16 protein-coding genes are annotated in these 22,419 nt (G+C 48.4%); 4 read left to right on the top strand and 12 right to left on the bottom strand.

Annotation, left to right across the window (positions count from 1 at the left end; translation table 11 throughout):
• Window positions 1-228: 228 nt before the first annotated feature.
• From HUU59_05890 to HUU59_05835, 12 genes are all read right to left on the bottom strand, one after another.
• Window positions 229-3,318: a DNA polymerase III subunit alpha gene (locus HUU59_05890; GenBank protein NUO18963.1), complete on the bottom strand. Its 3,090-nt coding sequence runs from the start codon at window positions 3,316-3,318 to the stop codon at window positions 229-231.
• Window positions 3,319-3,537: 219 nt separating this feature from the next.
• Window positions 3,538-4,548 carry a hypothetical protein gene (locus HUU59_05885; GenBank protein ID NUO18962.1) on the bottom strand — a complete coding sequence of 337 codons (1,011 nt, stop codon included), beginning with the start codon at window positions 4,546-4,548 and terminating at the stop codon, window positions 3,538-3,540.
• 724 nt (window positions 4,549-5,272) lie between these two features.
• On the bottom strand, window positions 5,273-8,257 hold the full coding sequence (locus HUU59_05880; GenBank protein NUO18961.1) for a T9SS type A sorting domain-containing protein: 2,985 nt from the start codon (window positions 8,255-8,257) through the stop codon (window positions 5,273-5,275).
• A gap of 11 nt (window positions 8,258-8,268) precedes the next feature.
• Complete coding sequence (locus tag HUU59_05875) at window positions 8,269-9,111, bottom strand: hypothetical protein (GenBank protein NUO18960.1); 843 nt, start codon at window positions 9,109-9,111, stop codon at window positions 8,269-8,271.
• A 426-nt stretch (window positions 9,112-9,537) separates the two neighbouring features.
• Window positions 9,538-10,386: a hypothetical protein gene (locus tag HUU59_05870; protein ID NUO18959.1), complete on the bottom strand. Its 849-nt coding sequence runs from the start codon at window positions 10,384-10,386 to the stop codon at window positions 9,538-9,540.
• 1 nt (window position 10,387) lies between these two features.
• Window positions 10,388-11,602 (bottom strand): hypothetical protein, encoded by a 1,215-nt coding sequence (locus tag HUU59_05865; GenBank protein ID NUO18958.1) that lies wholly within the window; start codon window positions 11,600-11,602, stop codon window positions 10,388-10,390.
• A 115-nt stretch (window positions 11,603-11,717) separates the two neighbouring features.
• Window positions 11,718-12,868 (bottom strand): IS3 family transposase gene (locus tag HUU59_05860; GenBank protein ID NUO18957.1). Its coding sequence is split into 2 segments (ribosomal slippage): window positions 11,718-12,595 and window positions 12,595-12,868, totalling 1,152 coding nucleotides; the frame shifts between segments, so codons are not numbered across the junction.
• Window positions 12,869-13,044: 176 nt separating this feature from the next.
• Complete coding sequence (locus HUU59_05855) at window positions 13,045-13,296, bottom strand: hypothetical protein (GenBank protein NUO18956.1); 252 nt, start codon at window positions 13,294-13,296, stop codon at window positions 13,045-13,047.
• Window positions 13,297-13,823: 527 nt separating this feature from the next.
• Window positions 13,824-14,483, bottom strand: coding sequence for a ThiF family adenylyltransferase (locus HUU59_05850; GenBank protein ID NUO18955.1), 660 nt, complete (start codon window positions 14,481-14,483; stop codon window positions 13,824-13,826).
• A gap of 8 nt (window positions 14,484-14,491) precedes the next feature.
• Complete coding sequence (locus HUU59_05845; GenBank protein NUO18954.1) at window positions 14,492-15,208, bottom strand: hypothetical protein; 717 nt, start codon at window positions 15,206-15,208, stop codon at window positions 14,492-14,494.
• Complete coding sequence (locus HUU59_05840) at window positions 15,171-16,271, bottom strand: hypothetical protein (GenBank protein ID NUO18953.1); 1,101 nt, start codon at window positions 16,269-16,271, stop codon at window positions 15,171-15,173. Before HUU59_05840 ends, HUU59_05845 begins: the two co-directional genes overlap by 38 nt.
• A gap of 98 nt (window positions 16,272-16,369) precedes the next feature.
• Window positions 16,370-16,579, bottom strand: a complete 210-nt coding sequence (locus tag HUU59_05835) for a hypothetical protein (GenBank protein ID NUO18952.1) — start codon at window positions 16,577-16,579, stop codon at window positions 16,370-16,372.
• Between the two features lie 143 nt (window positions 16,580-16,722).
• Between HUU59_05835 and HUU59_05830 the strand changes: the two genes are divergently transcribed.
• The 4 genes from HUU59_05830 to HUU59_05815 all read left to right on the top strand — a co-directional run bounded on the left by HUU59_05830 (window position 16,723) and on the right by HUU59_05815 (window position 22,077).
• Window positions 16,723-18,915, top strand: coding sequence for a hypothetical protein (locus HUU59_05830; GenBank protein ID NUO18951.1), 2,193 nt, complete (start codon window positions 16,723-16,725; stop codon window positions 18,913-18,915).
• A 243-nt stretch (window positions 18,916-19,158) separates the two neighbouring features.
• Window positions 19,159-19,662: a hypothetical protein gene (locus HUU59_05825; GenBank protein NUO18950.1), complete on the top strand. Its 504-nt coding sequence runs from the start codon at window positions 19,159-19,161 to the stop codon at window positions 19,660-19,662.
• Window positions 19,663-20,123: 461 nt separating this feature from the next.
• Window positions 20,124-20,807 (top strand): hypothetical protein, encoded by a 684-nt coding sequence (locus HUU59_05820; GenBank protein NUO18949.1) that lies wholly within the window; start codon window positions 20,124-20,126, stop codon window positions 20,805-20,807.
• 184 nt (window positions 20,808-20,991) lie between these two features.
• Window positions 20,992-22,077, top strand: a complete 1,086-nt coding sequence (locus HUU59_05815) for a tyrosine-type recombinase/integrase (GenBank protein NUO18948.1) — start codon at window positions 20,992-20,994, stop codon at window positions 22,075-22,077.
• Window positions 22,078-22,419 lie beyond the last annotated feature (342 nt).

Genomic DNA, 22,419 nt, shown 5'->3' with positions numbered 1-22,419 from the left:
AACGAACACCGCAGGCACCAGCGTACACCCAAATGTGGTTGGATCATTGGTCGCATTGGGGTGATGTTAAGAATCCCGTAGGATCACCGATGGAGTAGGATCCCCTCCGATGTCTTGTTTCACAGCGTCATTGTTAGTGAAAATGTCACGATGGTTTTACTACAAGAAGAATGCCGACCTAAACGGGTTTCTTCCCACGCAAACGCCTCGACTTGGATGTCGGGGCTTTTATTTTTTGTGTTTGAAAGTTGTCTCCGGTAACTTCGCCAAATGAAATGCCGTAAGCCCGTCGCTTCCTCGTTTGTCCTTGCGGCCTGTAATTACAAGCATGGACTGTCCTGGAATCAAATGCCCAAACTTTTCCTGTACGTCAGGGAAGACGGTGACGTTCAATAGACCAGATTCATCTTCAAGGGAGAAGAAGATAACTCGCTTGCCGGACTTGGTAGGTGGTGTGTGCGGTCGGATCACAACTCCTGCTGCGGAAAGCACGGCTTTCGAGTCTTGATTAGTTTTAACCTCACGGCACGTCTGAATTCCCTTTGCGGTCAAAGTGTCCCGCCAGAAGGAGATAAAATGTCGATCCGGAGAAAACCCTAAAACACGATGTTCCTGCATTGACCGTGTGAACGCATCGAAATCTGTTCTTCGAGAAATCACGGGTTCAAGATCCAGTGCTAATGCAAGCTTGTCCGTTTCAACCGGAGGCAAGATTGATCCTAAACTGAATAGAAGTTCTTTGCGATTCTTGTGTAGCGAGTCAAACGCACCTGCCAAAACAAGATTCTCCAGTAGGTCACGACTCAGTCGAACGCGACGGACAAAGTCGCCCCACGATGCATACGGAGCTGCACCAATAATCTTGTTCGCTTCCGCCTCATTCATCCCTGAAACCTGCAGCAATCCGATTCGAATTGCTTCATTCTGGACTGAAGTCGTAGCACGACTACTGTTACAGTCCGGTCCCAAAACAGCAATTCCACGTCTTCTGGCTTCATTTATCAGTGTGGCGGCAGGGAAAAATCCCATTGGTTGATGATTCAGTAGCGAAGCATAGAATTCTTCTGGATGATGTTGAAGTAGATAGGCTGTTTTGTAGCTGGTGTCTCCAAAGGAAGCAGCGTGTGCTTCACAGAATCCATATCCCGCGTACCCCTGAATCCACGTAAAAACCTTTTCGGCAAGCTCTGGTTCAACGCCACGCTCGATGGCCTGCTTTACGAACTGTTCGCCTAGCTCGGCCATCTTCTCATACGATCGGTTGTGTGAAATAGTCCTGCGTAATACGTCTGCCTGTCCGGGTGTAAATCCAGCTAATTCTACTGCAATGCTAATAACCTGCTCTTGGTATAGTACAACTCCGTAAGTATGTTCAAGAATCTTGTCAATGACCGGATGGATTGATACGACCGCTTCCGTCCCATTTCGCCGTCTGACAAACGGTTCAACCATTTCGCCCTTCAGTGGTCCAGGGCGAATCAGTGCGACAGCTGCAATGACATCTTCGATTGTTCGGGCCTGAAGCCTTGGTGCGAGAGATTGTTGTGCAGGACTTTCATTTTGAAATCCTCCTGTCGTTTCACCAGAACGAAGTAGCTCGAAGGTTTTTTCGTCGTCCAACGGAATCTTGTCGTACTCAAACTTCGGGGAGTGCTCTCGAACCATTACTGCCGTGTCTTCTACTACGCCCAGCGTAGGAAGTGAAAGTAAGTCGAATTTAACCAGCCCCAAGTCTTCCACACCGTCCTTGTCATAATGTGATATCAACATACCGTTTGCGGCTCGCAGTAGTGGTGTTATTCCCTGAACCGACGCGCCTGTGATCATTACGCCGCAGGGATGCGCCGAGATGTGTCTGGGCATATCATCCAAACCGGCGCAGAGTTCGAATAGAAGCTCGAACTTCTTCTTGTCTACCTGCAAAGATCGAATTTCGGGTCTACTGTCGAGCGTTGACGCAATTCGTTTAGCAGAAAGTGCCCAATGGGAATACCTTGCTAACTTGTCTATGTCTTCAGTTTCAAATCCAAGCGCCTTTGCAACATCCCGGATTGCACCCCGTGCCCTGTATCGATTGAAGGATGCTACACCAGCGACGTGGTCTTGCCCGTACTTGCCAATTACGTATTGAACGATTTCCTCGCGATACCGACGGTCGAAATCAATATCAATGTCCGGCAGCGATTCTTTTCGTTCAGGGTTGATAAACCGCTCGAAACGTAGATTGCGCTTGAAGGCATCCACTTTTGTGATGTCGAGACAATATGCGACGACAGAGTCTGCCGAGCTTCCTCGCCCGGCGTATCTGATGCCCTTTGACCTCGCGAAGTTCAAGAGGTCATGGACAATCAGAAAATACCCTGCGAACCCCAAGTCCGTGATGACCCTAAGTTCGTATTTGATGCGCTTGTCGAGTTCGCTTCCTATTCCCCCGTACTTTCTTCGGGCACCAGCTTCTGTCAACTTGTAAAATTCACGGATTGAAGAATCGTCAGATTCACAGCCAAACCTGGGACGATACATCTCGTCGTTCAGTGAATAGTCTTCGCAACGATCTGCGACGTTATGTGTCATTTCCAAGGCCTGCGGCATATCTTCAAAGAGCTTAGTGAATGCAGCTGGGCTGTGTAAATAGCCAAATCCGTTGATAGGTCGCTCCGGATGTGGGTCGTCCAGTTTGATTAAATTGCGAATGCAGGACAGCAGATCAAAGATGCGATATTGATCAGGATGGGCAAAGTGAACAGGATTGCAGGCTACGATGGGTATCTGCAAGTCTGAACAAATACTAACCAGCCTTGCGTTGAATTCCTGCTGCATCGGCTGGAATGTTCGCTCCACACGTACAAAGAAATCTGCGCCCTGTCTTTTTTGCATACGACGAAGCCAGGCTTCCGCCTTATCCATGCGCCGCTGAAACACCCATGAGGCAAAGGGTGCATCATTGCCACCTGCAATCAGAATCAGGTCTTCTGCATGATCAAGAAGTTGTTCTTCACGAAGCATGGGCTGACGTCGCTCATTCTCTGTATGCGATTCCGTAAGTAGCCTACAGAGAGAAGCAAAACCCTTGCACGATTTGGCAAGGGCGATTATTCTGCCGGTACTAAGTGTAAGTTCCACCCCGAGTATTGGTCGAACTCCATGTCGTTTGCATAGGCCTAGAAACTCCGGGACTCCACACAAGTGATCTACATCGGTCAGCGCAAGTGTGTCATACCCGAGCTGTGCCGCGACCTTGACAAGCTCTTCTAATCGCGACGCGCCGTTCAGAAAACTGTACTCGCTGCGAACCATAAGTGGAACAGGTGGTCTCATGCAGATTTGGCAAGCCAATCACCAGAGTTTGGATTGCGGCACAATAACATTCGCCGTTGATTCGTCAATACAAGAAAGAACTCCCTTGCGGCTTCTGTTTCCCACCAGCGTCCGGCTTCCCACCAATGATCCAAAACGCAGACAATTAGCTGCGACTGTCCACGCCACAGCAGAGAATTGGGTGCACCTGAAGTGCATGTGACATTAACGGGCTCCATGTTAAGGAAGGGTTAGACCGCGTGACTGATAGACTAACTGTGCAAAGCGCGGCTGCTGACGTGCATACGCCGTGCTTCCGGAAACCAATAATTCACTTCCATATCGAGAGCGGAGTTTGTTCTGTGCGCGTTCAAGTTGTTCGGCAGCGTTGTTGGTAAGGGACTTTTCCCAAAGCAAGTCTTGTGTTACTTGACGGGGAAGTAAACCTCGCGCTTCAACGCCAATGCTCTTTAGGCTATGCTGCATTTCATCTGGCAGCAAATCAATCAGAATCTTCGTAAGCCGTCCTTCAGTAAATACCCCTTGCGAAAGCTTATGGTCAACTTCGTGTTTCAGCAGCTTTGTTTTGTAGATTATTCGCAAGCATGAAGTCTGCATGTTGGATTTCATCAGTTGCACAGCAATATCGTTTGCAACTTCCGTTATAGCCCGTTGATAGGCTTGTTCATCAGATTCTGTGATATCCACGCAAGCTTCAATCTTGCGGGGCGGAAAGTTGGGACGAACGGGTTCCTTGTGCCTTGTTAGGCACTTCAGCACAAAGTTTCGGTCGAATCCGAGATGCGATTCTAGAAACCTTGATGGTAATTCCATGACTTGCGCGACAGAATGAATGTCGAAATGGTGGAGACGATCCGTAACGCGTTCCGGCAGTGCCATGGCTTCGATAGATAGCTTAGACAGGACAAGAGATTCCATCGCAGGAGTGATAAATTGATTGTGCCCGCGAGCAAGCCAAGCCATCCACTTGTCCGCACCACCGCCCCATTTGATATTCAGGCCCGTTGTCTTCGTCAGCTCTTCATTTAGACTTCGAACCATCGAATCAGCATTGCCAAACCGCTTGTAGTCTTTCGTAATGTCCAAGTAGCCTTTATGAAGATCCGTGGTCTGAACCATAGGCGTGAATCCGGCGACCGAGGACCAGACTTGCTCAAATCGATCTGAATAGTCTTCGGGTCGAAACTCCCGAACTTCGAGACCCGGACATCGTCTTCGTGCCAGTCTGATCGCGTCACCGACTCAAACTCCGTGCCGGATCGCTTCATCTGATGCTTCAAGGACAAGCCGGTTCCTAGCAATAACCTGCGTATGGTCTTGAGGCATACCATGGAGGAAGAACCTCGGAAGCACAATAAAAACAATCATAGAAATCTTATCATTTATTCATTTGTTCAATGAATATACGGAGCAATTTCGCATGAGTCAAGGGTTCTCAAAGCATGCTTTCCCGAAAGCCAGGGCTTCTACATAAACCCCGTCGTTATCTTCTTCCCGGCTAATACCCTAAGAATCATTCCAAACCTGGTCTCGAAACCGAGTTTGGAATTTTTTTTGTTGATTTTTTGACGGTACCTTGGTACTCCCCTTAGTAATTCAATCGAGCATCAATTGTTATACTAAAATAAGCCCCAGTGATGCTGGATCACCGCAAAGATGCTGGTCTGAAGCACCATTGTTAGTCCAAAGATCTCGATTTTCAAGTAAAAGAAAAGAGGCCCACAATATGGACCTCTTTCACTCTTGAAAGCTCCAGTTTGTCATGTTGAAGCTATTTATTTTCGAATCACCTTACACACGGCGTTGACACCCGTGGCAATGCTCCGAATCAACTCACATAGTATATTTGTCATACAATTCCTTTCGGTGTTTGTCCTTGGACAAGTTCTTATGCCATAAAAAAGAGCCCCACGATTGTGAAGCTCTTCTGATATTTCAATACTGTGCTGGTGTGTTACCGGAGCAGAATCATTTTCTTTGCGTCGGCAAAAGATCCAGCACGAATTCTGTATATGTACAGCCCTGTGGCAACGTCCTTTCCTCCACTAGACTTGCCGCTCCAAATCACAGAATGGTGTCCCGGCCGCATTGTTGTATTAAGGAGCTCTGCTGCAACTTGCCCTAAGGTATTATACACTGCCACATTGACTTGCGTTCGTTCCGGTAAATCAAACTCTATCGACGTATTTGGGTTAAACGGGTTCGGATAGTTTTGATACAACTTGAGTTCCCTTGGAACCGCAGATGACATTTCAGGTTCATCATCACTACTTATTCGGCCAAGTTGCTCAACAAGGTCGAAATTGACACGTATTGCTTCCAGTGACGTGTTTATAATTATGGATTGTGGGAATCTGCTAAGCATTCTGTCATCAAGTACACCCTGGTAGTCGATCAGACCTGCAGACATTTGTATGCCCAGCACATCCATGAGGACCAAAAGCGAGTCCTCATCCGTCAGGTCAGAATCCAGAAGGTCTGCCAGCGCTTCAAGCGCGATTTCGTATTCACCTCTCGCGCTTCGGTATGAAGCTAAGAGTCGTTCCCCGTACACTCTTGTCGGATAGGCTGAACTGTCAACGGCAATCAAGCTGTCCATTAACGCAGGTATCCATGCTTCTCCAATTACTGGATCTAAGAACGCCTGAGTTGAAACACAATGTGTCATAGCCTGCCATGCAAGCATGTAGTCGTCGGAAGATGTTGCAATCGTTCTATAAATACTCTGTGCGCTTTCATACTCTTCGCTGGCTTCATATGCAACGGCAACCTGAAACAGGCTGTCGAAAAAGCTAGGTTCGTCGTCCAAGCGTTGAGCAATCTCATTGCCTCGCGGCGCGTGACTTGCACTCGAACCTTCGCATGGACCCCAAGGTGAAGACTCGCCCGTCCCTAGAGTAAAGTTATTTAAGTTACTAGGATAAAAATCATTGATGCTTACTGGCGTCCAGTTCCAATACTGCTCTTTAGCTGGATACGGCACCAAGGGATTCGGGTACGGGCTGTTCCAGTAAATGTATATGCCGGAAGAATTGTATTGATACCAGTCATTATGACCACCAGCTCCGCTTCCACCAGGATTGTCGATGATCGGCAACACACTTGCCCCATACATCTTTAAGAGCGTGACACTACTATCCTTGAATTCATTGCACGCTAAGCTGCTGCCCTCGTAGCCAAAAACAGGAGCTGTTCCTGACAGCGCCACAACCGTTGATGTATAGCTGCCTGACAACGGTGCGAGGTTTTCAAAAGTGCAGCACTCGAATGTTGGCGCGGTTCCGGACGTGGAGAAGAGCACCCCGTATACTGATGACCTACCAGAAAAAGTGCATTCCCGAAATTGGCCATTGGAGTGGTTAATATAGGAATTGATTCTGCTGCAGTTTGTAATGTCAACATTCTGAAACTTCACACTTGAGTTCAACAAATACAGACCGACACCTGTTGGTACATCATCAACGACCGTATTCTCTACCGTTTGGGTCACGCCCGGCGATCCCCACAGTCGCAGCACTGGAGTGTTTAGCGCCATGTTCGCACCCGAAAGTGTACAATTCGAGATTTGCACATTTGCCGGTGAGTCTGTATAAATACAGACAGTGTCACAGTCGGTAACGGTCACCCAGTCCATCGACAGGGAACCCTTCTTGACCGTAATCCCACGCCACGTTTCCCCAACATTCATGTTCTCAAGGCTCACTTCATTCGATGAAGAACCATTAACCTCAAGGGTTCCTCCGCTGTCGACAACTATAGCAGTTCGATAATCGAACTTTACGGTTACGCCAGCATTGATCGTCAGTTTCTCCCCTGCGCCAATTCGAATTGAATCCGTCACATAAATCGGCGACATAGCTGAAGTCCACAACGTGTCGTTGTAGGAAATGGGATCGTCAAAGGGGATACTATTCACCTCATAAGATCGAAGCACCCAATCAGTTGAGTTAGGCAGATAAGCGACGACCAATCTTCCCAGAAGTTGCCAGATATGAACAGGCTGAGATGCAGTATCTGGCCATGTAAACTCGCTGCGTGTGGCTGCCGATAGTTCATCAGTGTCATCCCAGAAGTAGAACGTACTTTCAAAGCGATTCATTCCCACAAGACCTTCGCTGGGGAATAATGCGACTTCATGTAATAAGTAGTCGGAGCTGTCGGTTGACCTTGCCCAATCCTGTGACACTCTGGCGATGGTATTTCCTGATGAAAGTGCATGCAGATGGTCAACACGCCTGTAAATGCCGTCGCACAGATATAAATGCAGATCGTTGCTACTCTGCAAATATCCTTCGATTCCACTGATCCAATTGTAGCCGCTGGCGGACAGACCCTGTCTCCCGTAGCGTCCCAGAATAAACCCATCATCATCCAGTCTGTATACGGCCTGCGAGTCCTCACTTACGACAAAAAACTGGTCAAAAGCCCGGACAATCCCAATCGGGCGCTTCACGTCATGGATACCGATTGTATCCTCAAGGGCAAGGCTGTTCGTCCATTGGTTGAATTTGAAGATTCCCATGATGTCGCCCGCCCAAAACGTAACAGCAATTCTGTCCGTCTCGGGGTTGAAATACTCACTTGCTCTGATTTGACACATCGCTGTGGCATCATGAAACGTTGTATCTTCAAGCATACCAGATGCTACAATGTCGCTTCCTGTGAGGCCATTCACCTGATCAATCTTGAACACGCGAAACAGCTCCTCATGAGCATCCAAGAAAACAACCCGGTAATCCGCAGGAGAAAGCTTGATGACATCCACGTCAACCGGATGAGCAAATCCGAAGTCCAGTGAATCAGATATCTCCAGAAACCAATCTGTGGAGAGGCTGTCAGCGTTTGGGATGCTTAAAAAATAAGGCTCAGCCGTTAATGTCAACTGTCCAAATGCTGAGATTGCGAACAAAAAAATGCTTACGCAACACGTCCTAATCATTTTCAACTACCTTAGTGCTGTGATTCGCTCTTTTTGGCAAGGATAACATCTCGCGCAGTATTGTAATCGATTTGTGCTTTCTCTGAGTCTATGGGACCAATTGGTGACACACGCCCGTATGTCGTATAAAGGACGTCTAAGAATTCCAGTGATTTGTCATATTGCCCGATATCCTTGGCTGCAATCCATGACCAAGTAAGTGCATTCCAAGAACGCCATCCGGTTTTGAGAAGGGAGTCCGTAAGCGTGACAGCCCTGCCTAAATTACCGCTCTTGAAAGCAAAACAAACGTAAGTTCCTATAACATTGTTGCTGTCATTGAGTGTGCATGGGGAGACTATTTGAACACAATCCGTTGCTGATAGCAGACCTGCGTTCAAATATTCGTACTCAGCACGTACACAAAGCCACTGTTCTCCAAAACTTTCAGGGATTGATATTAAGTACCTTAAAGTAGGCTTCTCACTGTTCCATGTTGTTTGTCGTTCATAGCCGGACAGTGAATCAGCTTTTTTTTGCGCCCGGTTAGAATAGTTTATGGGGTTTATCTGTCGAAGAACGATGCTATTATACGCAATGTTTTCGTCGTAATGCGATGCCGCACCAGCAAATAGCTGCAGATTGTCTGGCGCCGAATCTGTAGGCAATGTGTACCTCGTTTGAGCTGGGTCAATAACCTGAACGACGACTTCTGCTTGTGATCCTGCGAGTAGAATATCTTGACCTGTATCAGGGCAGTCGCTTCCAAGGTATCCTGCAATCTCGACCTTGAGACGTGGCTTTGCATTCACGACGTGATCACCCACAAATAGAACCACGGCAGCAAAGATGTAAATCAAGTTGATATTTGTCATACTTGTTCTCCCTTTCATTTCTATAAACTCCATCTCGGGGGTCTAAGACCTCGTTTATCCTTGCACCCGTACGGGCAATCCCCAACTTGTGTTACCCCGTATCCCATTCCTATTCCGGCCGTTTGTATCCATTGAACCCAGCTAAGTGAATCTTGCCATATCGTAATGGGTTCATACTTCAAAACGCATTCGTATCGACCTAAATAGTGCCCTGCCTCGCCATCGCCATTATCGCCATGATGGTCTATTCCGAGTGCATGTCCAAATTCGTGGGCAACTACCCTCGAAGAACGAATGAACATAACTGTATCTGTAAGACTTGAAGGGAGCGTACCAAAACCGCCTATATAGGTCATGATTTCGTCGATACTACCTTGATAAAAAAGGCATATTGAAATTAGAGCAATCTGTCTCATAAACACTCCCTTAATGATCAGATTTCTGCTGCTCTTCAATCTTGCGCAAAAGGTCGTTTCGCATGCTTTGATACTCTGTAGCGTCCATACGAGTCATCCTTCTAGGGTAGTTATAGATTGTACCATAGGTTTCATAGGCGGCATCCATGATTCGCAATAACTCATCCAAACGATTCAAGTGAGTGGCAGAAAGTCTGGCAGACAAGACTCCAGCTACCCAGCCATGTTGAATAAGCGAATCCGCTAATGTCACGCATCTATCTAGATCGCCGGAATTCCAATAATGGTCTACATGTGTTTCGAAAACATATGTAGAATCTGCTCTATTCCGTGGTTGCAAAACATGCAGACACTTAAAATGCTCGTCAAAAATATCATTCAAAACAATTGGCCCGTAGGGGGGATTATGCAATGTAACTCGTACGCAAAGAATGCTATCGACTAATTCAGGCACGGTAAACGCAAATTTGTAAACTCTATATGGATCTGGTTTCGGTGGATTATCTTTGCCATCTGCCACCATTTGATCTATGGTGCGAGTATATGCCGAGACAAAATAGGCATGGTTTATAGAAACTGCCTTTTGACTTGAATTCGCAGATTCATAGAAACTGATGTCCAGCCAATCAGGCTTGAAAGTGGTTGCTGGCAGATAATTCCATGATTCAGAAAGAGGATCAGGTTTGACGGTTACAGCAATTTCCACAAGTGATCCAGCCAAAATAGTTGAGCTTGGACAAGTTGGACATAGCTCGCGCGGTATAACTTGAGCAGAAATGTCAAAGCGCGTGTTTTGGCAGTAGGCCGAAGGAATTGTTATCACAAATGCAAGAATGAAGAAAATATATTTAGTTTTCATATTATGGCCTTAGATTTCGCCGATTTAAGCAACCAAATTCGTCATCCATATACCCTTTTCCGATATAATGACCATTGGCACCGATAGAGTCATCCCAAAGAGTTTCTACTTTTGGATAATCTCGTTCAGGTTCCTCATACATCATTACGCATCTAAAGGGACCATCTGTTTCCAAGCAATGATGATTTATTCCTGACATATGCCCAAATTCATGTGCAATTGTACGCCACACTTGCCATACTTTGAATTCATTAAGTAAACTCGGTGGTGCGTGGTACATTCCTGTATCACTAAAAATCTGAGTTGCAAAAGTCTCACACTCATTTACCCAAATATCAATTCCTCCGCAACCGCCGGGTCCTTGATATAAAGCAAAATGATAGGGATTCGTGCAATAATCAATTGGACCGTCGTCTATAAATTGAAATTGTGCCGTTGCACCTAGATCTGTGGTGCCGCCATAAGGACTAAGGTCTATTATGACCAATGCTTGATCAGCAATTGGAACAACGTCTGGGGTCGATTCCCATGTTAATGGAAAATCCTCTAAACCGGGTGGTGTACATAGTGGATTCTCTACCAAGATTGTATCGTCCCATTTCCTACTCTTAAAGTCTATAAACCAACGATCGATGTCGTAGCCATAATTATTGTGGATAAGATATGTATAATTTTCATTTACGGGGCCAAATTCGATAAGATCTGCTGCAAGAAATGAATCGCTTTCCAATATTGCTTCTAAGTCAGCATCTAAATAGCCATTATCTGTGTGAAAATAAAGTTCAGCTTTAGTATTATCAAGTCTTTCATGAAGTGGTGAAGAATATATACCATTTACAAATCCTCGATATTCTTCCCATTTGGTATAGCCATCATTGTCTAGGTCGGCGGTACTCCGTCTGTAAGTCAAGCTATCTGGAATCTCAACGTTCATGATCATTTCGCCGCTCGTCGTATCAGAACCGCAAATCAGTGTGAAATTGATTTCAGCCGCATAATCCAAAACGGCGATCTTCAAGTATGCACTGGCCTCACCGGGAGTTGCCGGCCCTCGCAGGATCTTCTGAAGCCAGTAACACTTTCGGTCATCTTGGAACCATTGTTGTTTTATCGCCCAGCCGATGGGCACTGCGTCCGCAGTCTGCTCAACTCCTTCCGGCACAGGGGCATTCATTGCTATGCCTTCAAATGTCGAGACACGAAGTACCACATTCATGGTATCTCTGGGATTTCCGGTTTTGAACTTGAAACAGAGGGTGTCTCCGTAGCTGGGTAAGTAATCTTCGTCAGGCAATGGTGGTCTGCCCCCATTTTCTGTACCAGTTGTAGGATTACACTCGGTTACTTCCGTCGTAGCGTAGCGGAGACGGAAGTAATTGTTTTTTCGTTTCCGGGGCAGGCGGCTTGTAGCCCAGGGAGCTGTGCGGTCTAACCGTGTTGTAATGCACCCGCCACTGTTCGATCAGGACCTGCGCCTGCTTGAGCGTGTCGAAGATCTCGCCTTTCAAGAAGTCCTTCAGTCGGCAGTTGAAGCTCTCCACATAGCCGTTCTCCCACGGACTGCCCGGTGTGATGAACAGCGTCTCCACTTCCAACCTCGCCAGCCAGCCCCGTACCATCTGCGCCGTAAACTCGGGCCCGTTGTCACTGCGGATGTGATCCGGTGTGCCCCGGAACAAAAACAGCTCTTCCAACTGCGCCAGCACATCGTCCGCTGTGATCTTGCGACTCACGAGTAACGCCAAACACTCCCGCGTGTACTCATCCAGCACAGCCAACACTCTAAACGCTCTGCCGTTCGCCGTCTGCCACGTCACGAAGTCGTAACTCCACACATGGTTTGGATACTCCGGCCGCAAGCGGATGCACGAGCCGTCATTCAGCCACAAGCGTCTGCGCTTTGGCTGCTTGCGCGGGACTTTCAGCCCCGCCTGGCGCCAAATGCGCTCGATCCGTTTGTGATTAACACGCCAACCGGTCAAGCGGATCAACCCTGTGATGATGCGATAGCCGTACGTGCCGTATTGACACGCCAGCGCAATCACCAACGATGTCAACTCGTTCTCGTCAGAGCGCCGCGCCGGAACATAACGTTGACTGCTGCGGCACTGATCCAACACCTGACACACTCGACGCTCCGACACTCTCGCTTCGCCCAGCGAACAGCGAACCGCCAGGACCGTTCTACGACGATCCGCTGGGCTTAAGATTTTCCCCGCACCGCCTCACTCAAAATCTGCTTGTCCAACGTCAAGTCCGCGATCACACGCTTCAACCGGCTGTTCTCAACTTCCAACTCCTTCAGCCGCTTCGCTTGATCCATCTTCAGCCCCCCGTACTCCCGCCGCCAATGATAGTACGTGTTCTCCTGAACCCCCAGCTTCCGGCAAACTTCCCGAACCGTCATACCCTTCCCAATCTCAACCTCCGCTTCCCGAAGCATCGGTATGATCTGCTCCGGACGATACTTAGCTCTAGCCATAACCGCCTCCTTCACCCTAAATATACCACTCTTCTCTAACTTTCAAAGTGGTACAGTTTTCGGGGGCTAGATCAATGGTGTTCCGCAAAAGGATATAGAATTCTTGCAATCCGAACATGGAATCACGGGCAGAAACCGGAAATTGATGCATTCGTAACGTCGGCAATTATCGGGAACTATGTAGGGCGTGCATACAACTGAGGTCTGGCAATTGCAGTGTGTAATACAGTACCGAGCAGCTCTGTCACATCGACAAGAATACCATTCGCCTCGGCAGTACTCTCTATGGTAATGAGGATAAAAGAAGTTTGAGTCTTGTTGCGTACATCCGTTTCCGGGTTCATCCCACGTGGCTCCACAACTTTGATTGTCATTGGAGCAACCGTGACTAAGGCAAACCCCACCTTTAAAAGAACAATCGTTTTCACAGACACCGCTTGCTTTCATGGTCCAACAATATCCATTGCTCTCGTATGTCCCTCCACCCATTACTTGAGTAATCACACAAGTGCTTCGTTCACGGCAGCTTCTTGCCAGTGCCGTTGAGTTATAGGCGAAAGAGGAGAGTAGAATTGTCAGAACCGCAAACAACAACAAAATCGCGAACCCCACCCGCTTCAGAAGATTGAATGCAGATGGAATTCGCGTCATGAGTCCGGCCTCCGAGCTTAGTTGTCCAGCCAGTATCCCGAGAACTTGCCTACAATTACGGGAACTGTTTTCTCTTTGTCAAGAGCTCTTGCCCCCCCCCCTGACAGTTTTCATTGCATGACAACCGCGCAAGAACTTCTACACCCCCAGCCTGGTTAAAATCTTGTATTACTAGCGCCTATGACAGCGAATGTGACTCTATTACCTAATTGGACAAAAAAGGACTACTTTTGATTAGAGGAGGCATCATTGGATGATCTTGTCCACACCAAGCTAAAAAGATAGGGTTACCCCCTATCTTAGGCTACTGTGCTGCCAGTAGTGTCATCGTCGCAAGATCAAGCACGATCCTCGCAGGTATCATCTCATCGCACACAAACCGCTTCACCAACGAGCAGAGTACACTCCCAGCCAGCAAAGGCGTATAACAGATCGTCCGTTCCGTGCATGGTTCTTGAAGAGCATCGGAATCGTTACAAAGTGTTTGTGAGTAGGCGATTCTGTCCTCGCGAACCGTTGGCCGAACGGCATAGACAACCAGCGTCTCCAAACCCATACGCGCGTCGAGATAAAGGCGCACACTCGATTGATCACGAACTGACTTCCAAATCACTTCGCGTGACTTCATTGAATCAACAGCCGAGATTACGATTCCAGACAGCATCCGTCCATCGTATTGCAAACCAATGGTGTTCGGCAGCACTCCGGTCTGATTCTCAACGAGAATAGAGAAAGCATCAGCCTTCAACAATCCAACATCAGACATCCCATAGGCCTGATTGCTGACATTGTGAATATCCACAACATCGGCATCGAAAGTGGTCAAACTGACCACTCCCATCTTGGCGAGATACAAACCGGAGACGCTCCCAATGCTGCCGAGACCGATCAGTGCAACTTGCAAGTTCGCTAACTTCTCGGCATCGACAACATCTTGTTGTCGTAGAAATCGCATGTCGTTCATGTTGTCTCCTAGAATGGTTCAAGTTCATCAAGATCATCCCTGTGCAATCCAAGCCAGTCCATCTCTTCCATCAGGTCTTCATCCGTGAGAGTTCCTCTCTCGTTGGCAGACTTCAAGTCACCGAGGACCGACTTCTCTCGTGAGTTCTTCAGAACACTTCGATACTGGGACTCCTTGACCTTGGCTTTGAACTCGGACAGACAGGTCTCGGCCAGACCGTCTACAAGTGGATAGACGACATCCCAGTGAACATCAGCAAGGTACAGGTGCGCGGGGTGGTATTGGTCCAGTCGCATGATCGAATCCCTCCGCTTGTTCACGACCAACGATAGCATCCATTCCCCGTTGGCAAGTCCTGCAATGCACGTCTCATCCTGCCCCGACCAGAACACTGACATGCTGCCATGCGAGTGTGCCCAGCAACGGAGCTTGCACGAGTTGATTCCCTTCGCTTCAAGTTCCGTGATGAGCCGGGCGACATCCGCGATATCCATGTCAGTTTCATCTGACGTACACTCCTGCTTGACAAGGTGAAAGTCGGTGACGATCAATGCCGTTGTGCGACCTGTGTTTGCATCGGCGACTTCATCGACAATCCCAAGGCAGCTGACCTCTCCCTTGGCAAAATCCGTCCATAGCCAGAGCTTCTGCAGAGCATTGGCATCGACCTGCACTTTGATTCCAGCATCAACCGGCTGTCGCGGCGTCCTCTGCAAGTTCTGCATTGGCTTCCTCCTCTTCTTCGCCTTCTTTTGGGCGGTTTGGACAATCGTCCTCGTCATGGTCATCATATTGCTGGCAATGCTCACACCACCAACATGACTCACAGTCACTGATGTCATGCCCGTAGTCGTCACACCAGCTGCAATAGGGTTCGTCGTCGTCGGATTCATCCACCCAATTCGGGTCCCACTTCTCGATTTTCTGAAAAGGATCGCTGCTGTTGTAGCTATGCAGGAAGTTGTGAACCAGTTGAAGTAATCCATGAAGATCAAGTTCACCTGCAAGGCGTGGCACAAGGTGGCCTATGTTTCCCCAACAGATGTTATTCGGATCATCCGTAACGTGTGGATGAATGTAACCGTTCATTTCAGTACCACCGCTGATCAACACTTTGCCGGTGTCAAGTTTCACTTCTACGACATATGGTTCGAAATCATATCTCCCACCGTCATGTTCCAACACAACTGGATACGTCGTCGCGATGACCGAAGAATCTTCGACCTTGATAGACTCGTAATAACTCGGCACCAGTTTCATCATCTCAACGAACGTCCGTGTTGCTTTGGCTTTGATCAACTCTGGTGCTCTGCTGAACAGCTTCAGAATCTCGTTGTCGCCTTCGATCTTGCGAGACAATGTCATCACCTGCATACACAGTCGTTCGAGTTCATATTTGTCATCGCGTAATGATCGTGCAAGCTCTTGCTTCCGTTCGGCAGCAACTGACACCGTTGTTTCGATCAATGCTTGCCGTTGACCGTTTCGAAATGCACGGCACATTCGTGGTAGACGTGCGTCGAGGATGTTCGAAGTGACATCCAAAAGTGGAGCACCGTACAGAACTAACCACGTAGGTGACACCTTGCCAACCAGCACGGACTCCATCACAAGCGGATCGCCGAACATATCCCTGCAGAAATGCGTATCCTTGTCTGCGTTCACGTAGACAGCAATCCCGACTTCATGCCAAACCGTTATATCGGCTTCTTTCACTATCAGCGTAATCGGGGTGTGCCACTTCTGGGCGTAGAAGTCACACAGTGTTCGAATCTGTTGTTCAATCATAAGCGTTCCTCCGGAGGAAAGAGAGGGCCATGACCACCTGGATCACAGCCCTCTCGTATGCCTGAGACTACGTAGGACAGGTAGTCTGAAGCACCCTCCTAGATGCCCCCTTTGACCTGTGGGACCAGCGTCAGAACGGCACCGTCCACCACGATGTCCGTATCGAAGCACGGGCTGCCGTTCAGGTGCCGGGTGTAACTTGAATCTTTCGGGAACCCGGCTTCCGCGATGGCTTGTTCGACGGTCGTACCTTCACTGACATTGATTTCCTTGGCCGAACGACCTAAGCACAATACTTTCACGCGCATGAGATTCTCCTTGATTTGAACTGGATCGGGCACAATACCCGTTGTTGATACCAACAGAATCTTATGCCAGAGAATCTCTTGACTTAGTGTCTGCGTCCCAGTATATTAGGCAACTATCATAGATCAATTCCAGCATACTTCCAATGCGTATTTCAGAAGCACTGCGCCAACTCCTGACTGCGGATAAAGGCTTATCAGCTGACCAAATCATCGACATTGATTTCCTGACCGAGTTTCCGATTGTAGATGATCCAGAGCTGAAGAAGCCAATGCTCTTTTACTGTCCTTCAGGTGAGTGGCATCATGTTTCAGGTATAGTTGGGAAACGATACCGGCAAGCGTTACAAACTTCGGACATTCTTGATGACGACCTGGGAACGTGTCGGCAACAAATCAAGCTGTTTGAAAGCACGTATTTCAAAGACACTCGCGCTAGTGTGCTTGATGACCTGCGACTCGGACGTATACCTTTGACAAACTTCATTCGTTACTATGCATACTGGCTTTTTGTAGCGATTAAATCGAGCGGCGAGCACTTTTCATATGCAATGGTCGTAGATGACTTTCGAATTCATTTTGACTCAGTCTTGAATCAATATGAGAATGTGTTGAAGTACCTTGATAAGAAGTTAGTAGTTGCTGCTGCCGCTCAAGATGAGTCACAGGTGTTCGAGTGCATTGAATTGTTTCAAAAGATGGTAGCAATCCCTATAGCAGTAATTGACGAGTCAAAAAGGGAGGGTATTGTAAAAGTGCTGAAGGAGAGCGCGAGGATCGAGAGCGAGATAGATAATCGTATTGCGAACGAACTTCCGTCAGCGATCGCAACGTTGGTTAAGGCGATAGAGGACTTCCCAAATGTCGAATCACATGAAATTCCATCAACGTATGATTGGATAGACGTTTCAAGAATTGAGACTGTACATTCTGAAATGGTCACGGAATACGTAAGAGTAGGTCAGGCGTTCCAAACACTCGACAATCTGATTCTTGACAAGCAGAGCGGTAATTTGCGGGTGTCATCGGACAAGTATTTCGACGCTGCTTTTAACGCGACTTTGGCGCGAGATGTAGTTGCACTCAAATCAATGGCCGAAGCAAACGCAACAAACAGAAGTGAATCGAGGTTTCTATTCCCACTCAACATGACGGGTTGGGAGCCTAATGCATTATTGCCAGAGCTTCGCAAGTTCGTGAGCGAATTACCGTTTCGCGACAGCGTAAGTCATCAAATCGCTTTGGTGCATTTGTTTTTGCCTTTTTATGTTGCCAACCTTCAATCGGATCGTCATGATCTTGTGCGAACTGAATTCGTGAAAGCAGCGAACGTGCTAAGAGGTTGTTTGGCAGCATTACCCGATTTCAATATGGAGCAATTGCAGTCGCTGGTTGTACGCTGTGAAACGACATGGCAAGATTGGGACTCGCCGATTGGCATTGCGTATTGCCTTCTTGACAATACTGGGAAGGAACTTCTTCTTGGTTCAACGCACGATGCCGTAAGATTGCTGACTACACATTGTGGCAATCAGCGGGAGAAGATGCTAGACTACTTGGGACGAAGTAGATTGCACCAATTGTATCATGATTCTGCTAAGAAGCTGAAGGCTGTGGCACGTAACGAATTCGCCCAAGAGCACTATGAAAGATATGGGTTCATTCGTACGACGGAGTCAATCAAGCCTCAGTCAATCGAAACTAAACTCCTGAGGGAGGAGACCGAAGAACCTGTTGTTGCGGAAACATTGGTCAAACCTGCAGTTGATGTTCCTGAGATTTTGAAGATGGAGGCGTATGAGGCAATACTATCGAGAAATAGGCAAGAGTCTGAACTGAAGTTCTTTGCAGAGCATGTGCCGTTCATTCTTAAGTGGCAGAACTTATGGGATGAAATTGTAATAAACAACCGGAATGTCGCCAATTCGCTTATCGCCGATCTCCTTGTGCCCGCCAATCCGACATCTCAGGATTTTATTGACCGCAAGAAGGTCATTCCTGACAAAAAGACTCTTGCGTCAGTTATCCGGGATCTCAAGTTAGTCATCCCTAACAAGGAGATTAATGGCCACGAGCGACATATGCTTGGCCGACTTGTTGTTCTAGGCCTCAGTATTGAACTTCGCAACATCGACCATGTCGCGTGGCTTTGCGGATTCAGGACGAAGGATAAGCCTTTCGACGAGAGTGTTTTGCCATCGGAATCGAATCGATCAACCCTATCGCGTTATTTGCATACGTACGGCCTCGTTTTTCAAGACCTCTCCTCTCCACTCGAATCTTCGAGGATAAACAAACGGGAGGCCGTATTCCTCAAGGCAAGACTCGCATCTAAATAGTTCCATATTAATAGGTAAGGCGACAGCCCCCAGAACTTCTGGGGGCTTTTCTTTTGTGGTCTCGTCGAACTTAATCACTTAATCTCACCGAATTAACTGCCGTGAATAAATGACAGACCTATCTTCGAGCACATTCAATTTGTTCATGCGGACCACGTTAGAGCACCATGGGACTGCGGAGTGGTCAACTTGAATCAATTGGGCAGGCGGAGCTTATCACCGCGTGGACTTGGTAGGTCCGGTGTGGCCGCGGAATTCGGTCACAAACAAGCACTTAACGAAACAAAAGTGGAAAACCCAACCAAAGTCCCTTTGGCCAAAGCCTGTGAAATTCATGGAATCACCGACCTCGATAAGGGTCGCGCTGCTTACAAGAAGACATCGGCTCTTTTCACTGTCCATGGGTTGGAGTACGTCGATCTCGACAAGTTCCAACGCGCTGTCGAAGCTGAGATTGACCGCAAGTCGAGCCAGCCCGACAACCGTAACGCGACCAAGGGCGAAACGGGTCGCTCGATCGGCCTTCTTCGCGCGCGGATTAAGCGTGGTCCGAAGTTGATTGAAGCCAAGGAAAAGGCGGTCAAGATTGCCAAGACCGTGCTCTCCAAGGCGGAGAACAACTGGGACAAGTATCAGGCGAAGCGCAAGCTTACGGAGCTCGAGGAGCAGCTCGAGCGCCTGATGCAAAACATGGTCAGCGACGAAGCGGAATTGGAGAAGTTCTTGAGCGAAGTGCCCGAGGACTAGACCAATCCTAATCGTGATCAAATTCCGGCGCCGAAGAGCCGGTCGTAGAAGAGTCAAAGGACACTTCTATATGAGGAGATAGGGTGCGGTTGCTTGTGGCCCGCACGCCTAATTCGCACCAGGAGAATCCTGAATTGCGATAAGGATTCGACAATCTGCGGCAAGGGCTTGACACGATGTATTTCACACGGGCGTATGATACCCGGCCCTTCCGCTTAACTACCACTGGCACTTTGTGCCCGACAACCAGGCAATTGCCTGATGAAAAATCCCTGCGTTTGGCGCTATCGATCGTAGGCACCAGACAGCAGGGTCGCCAGAATCGGCAGGGCGGGAGACGTCCCCGTCCTGCTGAACTGGTTAACGATTCTTGTAATGGTCGGAGTCTGATTTCCGACCATCGATCTACTTTCGACTCCGGGTATTGCCCGGAACACTAACAAAATGGGAAGGAGGTTGCCGTGACGGCAACTAACTATGGGCTGATCAGACCCTTTAATCTTGATCCATCTGATTGCAGCGCAATGTACGATTCAGAACTTCCAAAGCAGTTGGTCATGAACTTGACCATCCTGATTCCATCCGATGAGTGTGATGGATCTGAGCGGTGCGCCTACAAAGGCGTGCACTATGACCTCGTTCGCGTCGCGCACGATTCGACACTGAATGCTGGGAAATTCGATATCGACTCTGCCATGTTTGATACGCTCGACTACCGTGAAGAGCCCACAGCGGACTTGTGGTCAATGTCAGATCTACAGCAGCAGTGGCTTATCAACGGAGCCTACGTCCAGGTCAGTTTTCTGAACCCGATGCTCGTTGGTAACCTACTTGATCCGGAATGCCGCGCTTATCTATGCATGACAATTTATGACTGGTACGTGGTCGAAACGAACGAATTTGATCCCTCGATGCACGAGCCGTTCCCTGCGGCACCAAAAGTGGCATCAAACATCGAGCAGCTCGTCGATCGCGCCTATGCCGATGGCGCATGTATTTGGACAGACGGCCTGCTCGACTTCCGCAGCATGGTGATGATCAAAGCACGCGCTATTCTTGCCGGTCGCGACCCCGATGTTGAGTATGAACGTTTCATCAAAGCGGGCGGCTCATATTTTCTAGAATACCCGCTGCTTTGCCCATAATCTCCTAGTACATCCAGCGGGGCGGCAAGTCGACACCGCCCTGTTGGGCATCCGCAAATTACTTTAGGGCATAAGAGACAGTAGTAGATCACACCGTCCGAGGACACACAAAGCAACGAAACCAGCTCCTCACAACATCTCGCGTGACATCACGCAGACATAACCGACGAGGCGCATAACAACCATGGCAAGCTTACGACAAAAGAAGCTCAAATCGGGCAACTACATCTGGGTCATCGAGTACAGGCTTGACGGCAAGTCGAAAACGTACTCGCTTGGCAGCACGGATCGGCACACTGCCCAACGGCTCTACCATGAGTTCTGCGCAAAGCTGCTTGATGTTGAGCCCGGTCAAACGCCGGATAAACCAATTGATGTTAAGGGCGAGAAGCGTCGTCGTGAAGCCCGCGAGCACAAGGCGAAATTGCATGAGTTTTCCAAACTTCGGATTCCCGACCTTGAACGCGAGTACATGGCCTTCAGCCGAGCGAATAAGACTGAGAACACGTGCGAGATCATCCAACAAGGGTTCTGGAAGTTCCGCGAGTATGCCGACGACATTCCGCTTGAGAACGTCAACTACCAGATTGCAGAAGGGTACAAGACATGGCTGTTGCAACGGTTGAACGGAACGACCACAAACATGTACCACAGAGCCGTAAAGGCCGGATTCGAGTATGCAGTTAAGCTCGAGTGGCTGGTGAAGAATCCTTTCCGTGGTGTGAAACCGGTCAGAATTCCGGAACCGGACTATGCAGTTTACCTGAACGAAGAGGAAGTTGCGCAGTTGTTGTCTGTGATAACGAATGAAGAGTTTCGACGGCTGATTCGCTTCTTTCTATTGACCGGATGCCGCAGAACCGAAGTTGCCCTTATCGATTGGCGTGACATCGACCTCGAGATGCGGACAATCATCTTGCGGGCGAGTAACACGAAGACCAAGCGCAACCGTGTTCTGGAGATCGGTGAAAAGTTGTTTGAACTTCTTCAGGAGCAGGGACCCAAGAAGTCCGGTCGGCTGTTTCCCAAGTGGACGGCAAACTCGATTACCGTGATCTTCAAGAAGTACGTGAACCTGTGCGACTTTGGCCGGAAGATTACCGTTCACTCCCTTCGTCACACGGCCACTGTATACTTCCTGAAGGCTGGGATTGACATGTTCACTGTATCGAGGATTTTGGGGCACACATCTGTCCGAACCACCGAAACAGTGTATGCCCACATACCCACCGGACGTAAACGGGAAGCCATGGATAAGCTCCCATTTTGACCCCAAATGTTGCGCTGTCGTAACGAAATGTCGTAACGCGTTACGACATGGTGTTTTCACAAAGTCACAAGAGCCCCAACATTGGGGCTCTTTTCTTTTATACTTACGTGGAAGATTCAGAGAATCATTGTTGTTTGGCAGCGTCTAACTGCCATCTCTAACGCTTGTAACATCTCACGTTACATTGCTCAAACATCAAAAAACAAAGCCCCTGACATCATAATGTCAAGGGCTAAGTCATCTGCGGAGAGAGGGGGATTCGAACCCCCGATACGGTTTCCCGTATGCACGCCTTCCAACGGCCTCAAAACTCTAAGTTTTCAATACCCTTTGGAGTGACTT

The sequence above is a fragment of the bacterium genome (genome assembly GCA_013360195.1).
Lineage (GTDB): Bacteria > Electryoneota > RPQS01 > RPQS01 > RPQS01 > JABWCQ01.
Note: the sequence above shows the minus strand (reverse complement) of the source record. Positions and strands in the feature narration are given on the sequence as shown.

Coding starts and splice junctions, on each gene's coding strand:
- HUU59_05890 (NUO18963.1), bottom strand. CDS start 3,318: ATGAGACCACCTGTTCCACTTATGGTTCGCAGCGAGTACAGTTTTCTG.
- HUU59_05880 (NUO18961.1), bottom strand. CDS start 8,257: ATGATTAGGACGTGTTGCGTAAGCATTTTTTTGTTCGCAATCTCAGCA.
- HUU59_05875 (NUO18960.1), bottom strand. CDS start 9,111: ATGACAAATATCAACTTGATTTACATCTTTGCTGCCGTGGTTCTATTT.
- HUU59_05870 (NUO18959.1), bottom strand. CDS start 10,386: ATGAAAACTAAATATATTTTCTTCATTCTTGCATTTGTGATAACAATT.
- HUU59_05865 (NUO18958.1), bottom strand. CDS start 11,602: ATGAATGTGGTACTTCGTGTCTCGACATTTGAAGGCATAGCAATGAAT.
- HUU59_05850 (NUO18955.1), bottom strand. CDS start 14,483: ATGAACGACATGCGATTTCTACGACAACAAGATGTTGTCGATGCCGAG.
- HUU59_05845 (NUO18954.1), bottom strand. CDS start 15,208: ATGCAGAACTTGCAGAGGACGCCGCGACAGCCGGTTGATGCTGGAATC.
- HUU59_05840 (NUO18953.1), bottom strand. CDS start 16,271: ATGATTGAACAACAGATTCGAACACTGTGTGACTTCTACGCCCAGAAG.
- HUU59_05835 (NUO18952.1), bottom strand. CDS start 16,579: ATGCGCGTGAAAGTATTGTGCTTAGGTCGTTCGGCCAAGGAAATCAAT.
- HUU59_05830 (NUO18951.1), top strand. CDS start 16,723: ATGCGTATTTCAGAAGCACTGCGCCAACTCCTGACTGCGGATAAAGGC.
- HUU59_05815 (NUO18948.1), top strand. CDS start 20,992: ATGGCAAGCTTACGACAAAAGAAGCTCAAATCGGGCAACTACATCTGG.